Raw genomic sequence first — 11331 nt, 5'->3', positions numbered from 1 at the left:
CAGCGCAGGGTGCCGCTGGCGACCGTGACCGGGCGGAGGAATTTCACGTTGAGATCCAGCGAGGTGTAGCCGACGCCGGCCGGCAGGGTGGTGTGCACGGCGCAGGCGGCGGCGGTGTCCAGCAGCGTGGAGAGGACCCCGCCGTGCACGGTGCCCAGCGGGTTGTAGTGGAACTCCTGCGGCACCAGCTCGACCGCGACGCGGCCCTCGTCCGCCTCCATCCGGGCCATGTCGATCAGATGCATGACCGGCGGTGCGGCCAGTTCCCCGGCGATCATCGCGCGCAGCAGCTCCAGGCCGCCGCGCCGGCCGATGTGCGCCGCCCCGGCGACCGGGTCGGACCAGGTGAAGGTGCGGCTGCGCTCCTGCGTCTGTGTCATGGACTCAGCCTCGCAGCGCGTTGCTGAGTCTGTCAATGAGACCTAGCCTGGTCGGCATGAGACCCGCGGCACTGGACTGGTCGGTGGAGAACTGCACGATCGCCCGCGCCATGGAGGTCCTCGGCGAGCGGTGGACCCTGGTCGTGCTGCGCGAAATCTTCAACGGCGTGCGCCGCTTCGACGACATGCGGGTGCGCACCGGCATCCCCCGGCAGGTGCTCACCAACCGGCTGGCCATGCTGGTCGAGCAGGGCGTGCTGCGCCGGGAGCCCTACCGGGAGCCGGGCAGCCGGCTGCGGCACGAGTACCGGCTCACCGACAAGGGGCTCGACCTCTGGCCGGTGCTGGTGGCGGTGCTCGGCTGGGGCGACCGCTACCTGGCCGACCCGGACGGCCCGCCGTTGACCGTTGCTCACCGCGACTGCGGCGCCGAGGTCCGGGTGGCGCTGCGCTGCGCCGAGGGGCACGAGGTGACCGACCCGCGCGGCGTGGTGCCGCGCCCCGGCCCGGGCGCCCGCCGCCGGGGTTGAGCGCGCCCGCCGGCTCTGACAGCCGATGTCGATGATGTTGCTTCCCGGTTACATCGTGCGGCCCTGCAAATTCCGGCAAAGGCGTGTCTTGCTTACGATCTTAAATATGTGAATACTTGGGTCGCCCGGCCGGTTTCCCCAGGTCGGCCGGGTTGTCCCCGGGCGCGTCCGCATGACAGTGCCCGTCACCCCCATCCGGAGGTTGTTACATGCGACCCACGAGGTCCACGCTCCGCCGCGCCGTTGTCGTCGCCGTGGCCGGCACCCTGGTCACCGGATCGCTCCTCGGCGCACCCGCCCAGGCGGCCCCCGCCTCGCCCGCGTCCCCCGACGCCGCCGCCGCCCTCGCCACGAAGCTCGGTGACCGGGCCGCCGGCGCGTACGCCGACAGCAGCGGCACCATGGTCGTCGCGGTGACCGACGCCGCGGCCGCCCGCCAGGTGCGCGCCGCCGGCGCCACCCCGAAGCTCGTCACCCGGGGCGCCGACAAGCTCGCCGCGGCCACCAACGAGCTGGAGCGGTCCGCCAAGATCCCCGGCACCGCCTGGTGGACCGACCCGGCCACCAACCAGGTCGTCGTCTCCGTGGACAGCACCGTCACCGGCGCCAAGCTGGACAAGGTCAAGGCCGCCGCCGCGCGCACCGGTGGCGCGGTGCGGATCGAGGCCGAGGCCGGCGTGCTGAGCACCCGGATCTCCGGCGGCAACGCCATCTACGCCGGCGGCGGCGGGCGCTGCTCGCTCGGCTTCAACGTGCGCAGCAGCTCCGGCGTGAAGTACTTCCTCACCGCCGGGCACTGCACCAACATCTCGTCGAGCTGGTACAGCAACTCCTCGCAGACCACGCTCCTCGGCAGCCGGGCCGGCACCAGCTTCCCCGGCAACGACTACGGCATCGTGCGGTACAGCAACCAGACCACCACGCAGCCGGGCAACGTCTACCTCTACAACGGCAGCTACCAGGACATCACCGCCGCCGGCAACGCGTACGTGGGCCAGAGCGTGCGGCGCTCCGGCAGCACCACCGGCGTGCGCAGCGGCTCGGTGACCGCCCTCAACGCCACCGTGAACTACGCCGAGGGCAGCGTCTCCGGCCTGATCCGCACCACCGTCTGCGCCGAGCCCGGTGACAGCGGCGGCTCGCTCTTCGCCGGCAGCACCGCGCTGGGCCTCACCTCCGGCGGCAGCGGCAACTGCTCCTCCGGCGGCACCACCTACTTCCAGCCGGTGACCGAGGCGCTCAGCGTCTACGGCGTGAGCGTCTACTGATCGATCGCACGCGCACGGGCCGCCGGGGAACCGGCGGCCCGTTCCGCGTTCGTGGATCACCGGACTCGGGTCAACCACCTGCTCCCGGCCGACCCGGGCTGACCGGCGGCCCGCCCGGCCGGGGCGGGTCCGCCACCGGTGGGGCCGCGGTCCGCGCCGACCAGCGGCGGTGCGCCCGCCGGGCGGAGAGGACGGCGGCCAGCGGCCAGAGCGCGACGGCCAGCGCGGCCACCCGCTCGGCCAGCCCGGTCCGCGACCCGCCGGTCACCTCGACGACGAACCAGCCGAAGAGGACCAGCAGCGCCACGGTCGCGGCCAGCGCCACCGGCCGGCGGAACGCCCACGGCGGCGTGCCGGCCGGGGACGCGGCCACGCCGCGCCGGACCGCCCGGGGCAGCCGCAGCGCCGACCCGGCCGGCCAGAGCGACAGAGCGAGCACCGCGACCGTGGCCACCGTCCCGTGTGCCGGTGAGCCGCCGACCTGCGGCCGGGGGAACGCGATCAGCGCGATGGTGGCCACCCCGCCGACGGCGAGCAGGAACCGGCTGGCCAGCCCGGCCGCGTGCAGCACCAGCGCGGTGCCCAGGTAGCAGCAGCCGAGCAGCACCAGGCAGGCCGCCATCAGCCACGGGTCGGTCGCGCCCTCCCCGGCCAGCTCGCTGATGGTGTCGCGGACCGGGTCGTAGCCGGGCGGCTGCCGGGCGCCCGCCACCGTCGAGCCCGCCACCAGCAGGACGGGCGCCGCCGCGGCCGCCGCCACGGCCCAGCTCGGTACGGCACGCACCCGGCCACGGTAACCGTCCGGCCCGGCCGGGGCCGGGGGTTCGCCGCGTCCCGGCCCGGCCGGCTCGGCGGGTGCCCGGGAGCCGGCCCGCCCGCCCTGACAGAATGCGGGGAGCAGACGTGGACCAGATGAGGAGACGCAAGCCGTGATCCGTACCCACAATGCCGGAAGCCTGCGCGCCGCGGACGCCGGCTCGACGGTGACGCTCGCCGGGTGGGTGGCCCGCCGGCGCGACCACGGCGGTGTCATCTTCGTCGACCTGCGCGACGCCTCGGGCGTCGTGCAGGTGGTCTTCCGCGAGGAGGACGCGCACGCGCTGCGCAACGAGTTCTGCGTCAAGGTGACCGGCGAGGTGACCCGCCGCCCCGAGGGCAACGAGAACCCGGACCTGCCGACCGGTGAGGTCGAGGTGACCGCGACCGCGCTGGAGGTGCTCTCCGAGGCCGCGCCGCTGCCGCTGCCGGTCGACGACCAGATCGAGGCCGGCGACGACATCCGGCTCAAGTACCGCTACCTCGACCTGCGCCGCGGCGGCCCGGCGAAGGCCATGCGGCTGCGCTCGCGGGCCAACCAGCTCGCCCGCGCGGTGCTGCACGAGCGGGACTTCCTGGAGATCGAGACCCCGACGCTGACCCGCTCCACCCCGGAGGGCGCCCGCGACTTCCTGGTCCCGGTCCGCCTCCAGCCGGGCAGCTGGTATGCGCTGCCGCAGTCGCCGCAGCTGTTCAAGCAGCTGCTCATGGTCGGCGGCATGGAGCGCTACTACCAGATCGCCCGCTGCTACCGGGACGAGGACTTCCGCGCCGACCGGCAGCCGGAGTTCACCCAGCTCGACATCGAGATGTCCTTCGTGACCGAGGACGACGTGATCGACCTGGGCGAGGCGATCGTCGCGGCGCTCTGGTCGGACCTGGCCGGCCACGAGATCCCCCGGCCGATCCCGCGGATCACCTGGCACGACGCCATGTCCCGCTACGGCTCGGACAAGCCGGACCTGCGCTACGGCGTCGAGCTGACCGAGCTGACCGACTACCTGCGCGGCACCGAGTTCCGGGTCTTCGCCGGCGCGATCGACGCGGGCGGCTACGTGGGCGCGGTGGTCATGCCGGGCGGCGCGAGCCAGACCCGCAAGGAGCTGGACGGCTGGCAGGACTGGGCGAAGGCGCGCGGCGCGCGGGGCCTGGCGTACGTGGTGCTCGACGCGGAGACCGGCGAGCCGCGTGGCCCGGTGGCCAAGAACCTCTCCGAGGCGCACCTGGCCGGCCTGGCCGACGCGGTCGGCGCGAAGCCGGGCGACGCCGTCTTCTTCGCCGCCGGCACGAACGCGCGGGAGGCGCAGGAGCTGCTCGGCGCCGCCCGGATCGAGATCGCCAAGCGGGCCAAGCTGGTCGACGAGAGCGCCTGGGCGTTCTGCTGGGTGGTCGACGCGCCGATGTTCGAGAAGACCGACGAGGGCGGCTGGACCGCCGTGCACCACCCGTTCACCTCGCCGAACTCCGAGTGGGTGGACCGGTTCGAGGACGCGCCGGACCGGGCGCTGGCCTACGCGTACGACATCGTCTGCAACGGCAACGAGATCGGCGGCGGCTCGATCCGTATCCACCGCGGCGACGTGCAGCAGCGGGTCTTCGACCTGCTCGGCATCACGGCCGAGGAGGCGCAGGACAAGTTCGGCTTCCTGCTGGAGGCGTTCAAGTACGGCGCCCCGCCGCACGGCGGCATCGCCTTCGGCTGGGACCGGGTCTGCATGCTGCTGGCCGGCGCGGACTCGATCCGCGAGGTCATCGCCTTCCCGAAGACCCGCGGCGGCTTCGACCCGCTGACCGGCGCGCCCACGCCGATCACCGGCCAGCAGCGCGCCGAGGCCGGCATCGACTCGAAGCCGAAGGCGCCGACCGGCCCGCACGCCGGCACCGCCGGCCCGGCCGCTCCGGTGGCCGACCCGACCTGATCCGGATCCGACGAAAGGCCTGCGTCATGATGGCGCGGGCCTTTCGACGTCTGGAGGACGGGATGGATCTGCTCGTGGTGGGGGCCAGCGGCTTCCTCGGCGCCGAGGTGTGCCGGCAGGCCGTCGCGGCCGGGCACCGGGTGGTCGGCACCTACCACTCGGCCGCCGTCGCGGTGCCGGGCGTCGCGCCGCGCCGGCTCGACGTCACCGACCGGGCCGCCGTGGGTGCGCTGCTGACCGAGGTACGCCCCGACGCGGTCGTGGCCACCCCCTACCGGTACGACGACTGGGCGGTCACGGCGGACGGGGCGGCCCACATCGCGTCCGCGGCCGCCGAGGTGGGTGCGCGGCTGGTGCACCTGTCCAGCGACGCGCTGCACGCCGGCCGGCCGACGCCCTACCTGGATGACGACGTCCCCACGCCGCTGCACCCGTACGGGGCGGCGAAGGCGGCCGCCGAGACGGCGGTGCGGGCGGTCGATCCGGGGGCGGTGCTGGTGCGGACGTCGTTGATCGTGGGGGAGGGGAGCAAGCAGATCCAGCTCTGCCGGGACGCCCTGGCCGGCCGGGCCGTCCTCTTCACCGACGAGGCCCGCTGCCCCGTGCACGTGACCGACCTCGCCGCGGCGGTGCTCGAACTGGTGCCCACCGACCTGGCGGGCCCGCTGAACGTGGCCGGCCCGGACGCGGTCAGCCGCGCCGAGCTGGGCCTGTTGGTGGCCCGGCACGACGGAGTGGACGCGGGCGGGCTGAAGACGACCACGATCGCGGGCGCCGGGTTGCACCGCCCGGGCGAGGTGGTGCTGGATTCCGCGCGTGCCACCGGGCTGCTGCGTACCCGGCTGCGAGGCGTCACCGAGCTGTACGGCTGACAGCACAGGTTCTTTGCACAGCACTTGTGCATGGAAGGTGTGCACAGATATTGTGCATCCCATGGAGGAGCAGAAGCGGCCCGAGCCGCGTGCGGTACGGATCGACCACCGTCAGGTGCGCGCCCTCGCCCAGCCTTTGCGCATGCGGCTGGTCGGGGCGCTGCGCGTGGTGGGTCCGTCCACCGCCACCGCCCTGGCCGAGATGCTCGGCACCAACACCGGCGCGACCAGCTACCACCTGCGCCAGCTCGCCGAGGTCGGCCTGGTCGTCGAGGACCCGAGCCTCGGCACCGGCCGGCAGCGCTACTGGCGGGCCGCGCACGACGTCACCAACTGGGAGTCCAGCGACTTCGACGACGATCCCGACTCCCGAGCCGCCATCGAGTGGATCGAGGCGGACTACGTCCGCTTCTTCGCCGAGCACGCCGAGCGCTGGTTCGCTCAACGGCACGAGTGGTCACCCGCCTGGCGCGACGCGTTCGGCATGGGCGACTTCTTCATGCGGATCCCGGTCGCCCGCCTCGAAGCGATCAAGGAGGAGGTCTTCGCGGTTTTCGAGCGGCACCGGGACGAGACCGACCCCGCCGACCCCGACGCCGAGACGGTGCAGCTCTACCTCGCGGCGTTCCCGATGCGGGCGGCGCTTCCGCAGTCCGCCCCGCCGTCCACCGAGGAGAAGCCGTGAGCGTCCTGTCCGTACGCCAGGTCCGGTTCCGCTATCTCACCCTCTACGGCCTGCGCTGGCTGCCCACCGGCCTGCTCATGCCGGTGATGATCCTGCTGATGCAGGAGCGCGGCCTGTCGCTGTCCCAGATCGGCCTGGTGGCCACCGCCCAGGGCCTGCTGGTGCTGGTGCTGGAGCTGCCCACCGGTGGCCTCGCCGACGCGCTCGGCCGCAAGCCGGTGCTGGTCGTCGCCTGGGTGATCTGCCTGGTCTCGCTGGCGCTCTTCGTCGTGGCCGACTCGTTCTGGATGTTCTTCCTGGTCTGGGCGTTGCAGGGGGTCTACCGGGCGCTCGACAGCGGGCCGCTGGAGTCCTGGTACGTCGACGCCACCCTGGCCGCCGACCCGAAGGCCGAGTATGAGCCCGGCCTGGGCTGGGCCGGCACCGTCATCGGCGTCGCCATCGGCGCCGGCGCGCTGCTGGGCGGCGGCCTGGTCGCGCTCGGCCCGGTCGGGCCGCTCAGCGCGCTGACCCTGCCCGTGCTGGTGGCCATCGCCCTCCAGGCGGTGGCGCTGGTCGCGCTCACCGTGCTGCTGGTCGAGCACCGGCCGGCGCAGGGCGCCGCCGCGGTGCGGGCCTCGGTGGCCGAGGCGCCCCGGATGGTCGGCCAGGCCGTCGGCCTGCTCCGCAGCAACCGGGTGCTGGCCGCGCTGGTCGCCGTCGAGCTGTTCTGGGGCTTCGGCATGATCACTTTCGAGTCGCTGCTCCCGGTGCGCCTGGCCGAGGTGGTCGGCGACGCCGACCGGGCCGCCGCGCTGCTCGGCCCGGCCAGTTCGGCGGCCTGGCTGGCCAACGCGGCCGGCGCCGCCCTGACGCCGCTGATGCTGCGCCGGCTGGGCGCCGCGCCCGCCGCCGCGCTCATGCGGATCCTCCAGGGCGTCACCGTGGTCGGGATGGGCCTGCTCGCCGGCCCGGTCGGGGTGCTCATCGCCTACCTGGCCTGCTACACCGTGCACGGCGCGTCGAACCCGCTGCACATGGGTCTGCTGCACCGGCAGGTCGACGGGCCGTACCGGACCAGCGTGCTCTCGCTGAACTCGATGATGGCCCAGCCGGCCGGCGCGCTCGGCGCGGTGGTGCTGACCGCCCTGGCCGACGCGACCAGCATCTCGGTCGCGATGCTGGTCGGCGCGGTGGTGCTCGCCGTGGCCGCCCCGCTCTACCTGCCGGCGTGGCGGGCCGGGCGCCGGACGGCGGAGGAGCCGGACGCGGGCGAGCACGGACCCGGCGACTCGGTCGCCGGCCCGGGCCACCCCGGCCCGGCGCTCGACCCCGCCGGCCCGGTGGACCCGGTCCCGGCCACCGCCGCGCCCGCCCGGACGGACTGACCGCCTCCGCCCGACCCCGCCGGCCCGGCGGGGTCGGGCGTTGGGGCACCGGTCGGGGAGGTGGTCGTGGTCGGTGGGTCAGCCCAGGTGGACCGAGGTGCGGGGCTCGCTGCCGGTGTAGCCGAGGCGCCGGTAGAGCCGGATCGCCCCGACGTTGGCGGTGTAGACGCCGAGCGCCACGTGGTCGTGCCGGGCGAACAGCGCGCGGGTCATCCCGGCGGTGAGCGCCGCGCCCAGGCCACGGCCCCGGCGGTCGGGCGCCACCGTCAGCCCGGCCAGGAAACCGATGTCGCCCCGGCTGCGGTCGGCGCCGCAGGCCACCAGGCGGTCGCCGTCGCGGATGCCGTACCAGTCGACGATGCGCGGGTCGCCCGGGCGCGAGGTCGTGCTGGGGAAGGCCTCGTCGATCAGCGCGGCCAGCGCGGGGTGGTCGGCCTCGGTGAGCCGGACGACGCGCTCCTCCTCCGGCTGCTCCGGCGGCGCCGTGGTGGTCCAGAGAAAGTCCCACTCGTCGAGCCGGGCCACGGTGAACCGGTCGGCCACCTCCGCCGCGGCGGTCCGCGGCAGGTGCAGCCACTGGCCGGCGCGCAGCGTCCCGTCCGCCAGCAGGCCGGCGAAGACGTCCAGCGCCGGCCCGGCCGCCCCGAGCGCCCCGCCGGCCGGACCCTGGTCGGGCGGGAGCAGCCAGCCGACCGCGCCGTCCCGCCGCCAGCCCCGTGCCTCCCGGTCCCGCCACAGGGCGTGCCGGGCGTACGGGTGGTGGCCGGTGGCGGCGAGCAGGGTGTCCCGTCCCAGCAGGACCTGGTCGGCAGTGATCATGCGGCCAGCCTACGAGAGGAGAAACCGTGACCCCCATCCGCTCCGTACGGCCGGTGCGGCTGCCCGGTCGCCGCTGCGTGCTGCGCGAACTGGGTGACGCCGACGTCGCGCCGCTGTACGCGCTGATGACCGACCCGCGTGTCTTCGACCGGGTGCTCGACGAGCAGCCGCCCTCTCCGGACGAGCTCCGGGACGCCGTGTCGGCGTGGCGGGCCGAGGCCGACGGCGACCCGCGGCCGGTGTACCGGCTGGCCGCCGTCGAGGGGGACCGGCTGGTCGGGATGGGCACGCTGACCGTGGAGAGCCCACCGCACCGGCGCGGGGAGATCGGCTACGTGGTGCACGCCGACCACTGGGGCCGGGGCCTCGGCAGCGAGATCGCCGGCCTGCTGTTGCGGCTGGCGTTCGAGCAGGTGGGTCTGCACCGCGTCGAGGCGACCACCCGGCCCGACCACGTCGCCTCGGTCCGGGTGCTGGAGAAGGTCGGCATGCGGCCGGAGGGGGTCAGCCGGGACCACCTGCTCGTCCGGGGCTCCTGGTGGGACTCGGTGCGGTACGCGATCCTCGCCACCGACCGCTGACGCGCCCGGCGCCGGCGGGTGGGCGTTCCACGGTGGAGATTGACGAACAGACCGATTGGGTACATCCCCCGCCGACCTACTGGGACCCCCCACCGGAGGAACGACCATGCTCGCCATTCTCGCGGCCATCGTGTTCGGCTTCGCCCTGTTGATCGACTTCATGGACACGAACTTCGGCGCGCCCGACCTGTTCAACGTCCACACCCTCATGCTCCTCGGCTTCCTGCTGCTCTCCCTCTACCTGGCCGGGGTCGGCTCCGGCTCCCGGGGCGCCGGCGGCGGCCGCTGGTACCGGGGCCGGCGGCCGGGCCGCGGCTGACCGGAAACGACCATCCGGGCCGGGCCGGCGGCGCGATTCCAGCGCCGTCGGCCCGGCCCGGTACTGTTCTCGTGATGGAATCCGACGCCCTCTTCACCCTCGGCGAACCCGCCGGAGCGCCCAGCGCCCCCGCGGGTTCCGGCGGCGTCGACGGGTTCACCGCCGCCGCGGCGGATTCGCCGCTGCCCGTCCGGATGCGGCCGGCCAGCATCGACGAGCTGGTCGGTCAGGACCACCTGCTCGCACCGGGCGCCCCGCTGCGGCAACTGGTCGAGGCCGCGGCCCCGATGTCGGTGATCCTCTGGGGGCCGCCCGGCAGCGGCAAGACCACCATCGCCCACCTGGTGGCCCGGGCCACCGACCGCCGCTTCGTCGCCATGTCCGCGCTGACCGCCGGCGTCAAGGACGTCCGCGCCGTGATCGAGACCGCCCGCCGGCAGCGCCGCGCCGGCGGCCCGCCGACCGTGCTCTTCATCGACGAGGTGCACCGGTTCAGCAAGACCCAGCAGGACTCGCTGCTCGCCGCCGTCGAGGACCGGACGGTCACCCTGCTCGCGGCGACCACCGAGAACCCGTACTTCTCGGTCATCTCGCCGCTGCTGTCCCGCTGCGTGCTGCTCACCCTCCAGCCGCTGGACGACGACGCAGTGCGCGGCCTGCTGCGCCGCGCGGTCACCGACGAACGCGGGCTGGGCGGCGCGCTCACCCTGGAGACCGACGCCGAGGACCACCTCGTCCGCCTGGCCGGTGGCGACGTCCGCAAGGCGCTCACCGCGCTGGAGGCGGCGGCGGCCACCGCCACGGCGCGCGGCGTCGGCCGGATCGACCTCGCCGTCGCCGAGCAGGCGGTCGACGTGGCGGCCGTGCGCTACGACCGCGACGGCGACGCCCACTACGACGTGACCAGCGCGTTCATCAAGAGCATGCGCGGCTCGGACGTGGACGCCGCGCTGCACTGGCTGGCCCGGATGCTGGTCGCCGGCGAGGACGCCCGGTTCATCGCCCGGCGCATGGTGATCTTCGCCAGCGAGGACGTCGGCATGGCCGACCCCACCGCGCTGACCGTCGCCACCGCCGCCGCGCACGCCGTCGAGTACGTCGGCCTGCCCGAGGCCCAGCTCAACCTGGCCCAGGCGGTCATCCACCTGGCCACCGCCCCGAAGTCCAACTCGGCCACCACGGCCATCGGCGCGGCCATCGCCGACGTGCGCGCCGGTCGCGGTGGGGCGGTTCCGCGCGGGCTGCGCGACTCCCACTACGCCGGCGCCCGGGGCCTCGGGCACGGGGCCGGCTACCGCTACCCGCACGACGACCACCGCGGGGTGGTCACCCAGCAGTACGCTCCGGACGACCTCGTCGGGACCGACTACTACCAACCCAGCGGGCACGGCGCGGAGCGGGCGGTGGCCACCCGGCTGCCGTTGCTGCGCCGCATCGTGCGCGGGCTGCCCGCGCCACCGGCGCGGGCGGAGGCCGCGGTGAACGGCGCCCGACCGGCGGGCGCCGAGCGGGTCGACGGGGCGAGCGAGGGCGGCAGCGACGCCGTCGGGGAGGGTCAGCAGTGATGGCGCGTGGTCCGGAGCGGCCGGCGGACGGCCCCGACGAGCGGCGCGACCCCCGTGCCAAGGGCCGCCGGTGGGGGCGGGGCAAGGCCGACGCCGAGCCGGACGAGGCGACCGCCGGCGAGGAGTTCGGCTGGATCGACGACCTGCGGACGGCCAAGCAGCAGCGCACCGACCTCGGCCCGGACGGGGCGGCGCCCGGCGCCGTGCCGC

General features: G+C 74.8%; 13 protein-coding genes. 10 read left to right on the top strand and 3 right to left on the bottom strand.

Translation table 11 applies throughout. The features are described from left to right. Window positions 1-380: PaaI family thioesterase (locus tag ACW0Q9_RS24315; RefSeq protein ID WP_456185043.1), on the bottom strand; the 380-nt coding region annotated here is incomplete at its 3' end. Window positions 381-436: 56 nt separating this feature from the next. Between ACW0Q9_RS24315 and ACW0Q9_RS24310 the strand changes: the two genes are divergently transcribed. Together ACW0Q9_RS24310 and ACW0Q9_RS24305 are read left to right on the top strand one after the other, a co-directional pair. Then, window positions 437-910 (top strand): winged helix-turn-helix transcriptional regulator, encoded by a 474-nt coding sequence (locus ACW0Q9_RS24310; RefSeq protein ID WP_456185041.1) that lies wholly within the window; start codon window positions 437-439, stop codon window positions 908-910. Window positions 911-1119: 209 nt separating this feature from the next. Then, a complete protein-coding gene (locus ACW0Q9_RS24305; RefSeq protein WP_456185039.1) occupies window positions 1120-2178 on the top strand; it encodes a S1 family peptidase in 1059 nt (352 codons plus the stop codon). A gap of 70 nt (window positions 2179-2248) precedes the next feature. Here ACW0Q9_RS24305 and ACW0Q9_RS24300 read toward each other — a convergent pair whose 3' ends face one another. Next, the gene (locus tag ACW0Q9_RS24300) at window positions 2249-2962 is read right to left on the bottom strand and encodes a DUF998 domain-containing protein (protein ID WP_456185037.1); all 714 of its coding nucleotides are present in this window, start codon (window positions 2960-2962) and stop codon (window positions 2249-2251) included. Window positions 2963-3107: 145 nt separating this feature from the next. Between ACW0Q9_RS24300 and aspS the strand changes: the two genes are divergently transcribed. The 4 genes from aspS (at window position 3108) to ACW0Q9_RS24280 (ending at window position 7837) form a co-directional block, all read left to right on the top strand. Beyond that, window positions 3108-4913 (top strand): aspartate--tRNA ligase, encoded by a 1806-nt coding sequence (aspS, locus tag ACW0Q9_RS24295; protein ID WP_456185035.1) that lies wholly within the window; start codon window positions 3108-3110, stop codon window positions 4911-4913. Between the two features lie 62 nt (window positions 4914-4975). Further along, entirely contained in the window at window positions 4976-5785 is an 810-nt protein-coding gene (locus ACW0Q9_RS24290) for an SDR family oxidoreductase (RefSeq protein WP_456185033.1), read from the top strand. A 61-nt stretch (window positions 5786-5846) separates the two neighbouring features. Continuing rightward, a complete protein-coding gene (locus tag ACW0Q9_RS24285) occupies window positions 5847-6470 on the top strand; it encodes an ArsR/SmtB family transcription factor (RefSeq protein WP_456185031.1) in 624 nt (207 codons plus the stop codon). Further along, window positions 6467-7837: an MFS transporter gene (locus tag ACW0Q9_RS24280; RefSeq protein WP_456185029.1), complete on the top strand. Its 1371-nt coding sequence runs from the start codon at window positions 6467-6469 to the stop codon at window positions 7835-7837. The genes ACW0Q9_RS24285 and ACW0Q9_RS24280 overlap by 4 nt, the downstream gene beginning before the upstream one ends. Window positions 7838-7915: 78 nt before the next feature. On the opposite strand, the gene ACW0Q9_RS24275 is transcribed toward ACW0Q9_RS24280, so the two are convergent. After that, window positions 7916-8656, bottom strand: coding sequence for a GNAT family N-acetyltransferase (locus ACW0Q9_RS24275; RefSeq protein ID WP_456185027.1), 741 nt, complete (start codon window positions 8654-8656; stop codon window positions 7916-7918). A 26-nt stretch (window positions 8657-8682) separates the two neighbouring features. Between ACW0Q9_RS24275 and ACW0Q9_RS24270 the strand changes: the two genes are divergently transcribed. The 4 genes from ACW0Q9_RS24270 to ACW0Q9_RS24255 all read left to right on the top strand — a co-directional run. After that, complete coding sequence (locus ACW0Q9_RS24270; protein WP_456185025.1) at window positions 8683-9237, top strand: GNAT family N-acetyltransferase; 555 nt, start codon at window positions 8683-8685, stop codon at window positions 9235-9237. A gap of 106 nt (window positions 9238-9343) precedes the next feature. Next, window positions 9344-9556 (top strand): hypothetical protein, encoded by a 213-nt coding sequence (locus tag ACW0Q9_RS24265; protein ID WP_456185023.1) that lies wholly within the window; start codon window positions 9344-9346, stop codon window positions 9554-9556. Window positions 9557-9630: 74 nt separating this feature from the next. Further along, complete coding sequence (locus tag ACW0Q9_RS24260; RefSeq protein ID WP_456185021.1) at window positions 9631-11121, top strand: replication-associated recombination protein A; 1491 nt, start codon at window positions 9631-9633, stop codon at window positions 11119-11121. Beyond that, a partial coding sequence (locus ACW0Q9_RS24255; RefSeq protein WP_456185019.1) for a hypothetical protein occupies window positions 11121-11331 on the top strand: 211 nt, incomplete at its 3' end. The genes ACW0Q9_RS24260 and ACW0Q9_RS24255, both read left to right, overlap by 1 nt.

This window comes from Micromonospora sp. I033 (assembly GCF_053890995.1).
The sequence above is the reverse complement of the archived record's forward strand: the minus strand, read 5'-3'. Positions and strand labels throughout refer to the sequence as shown.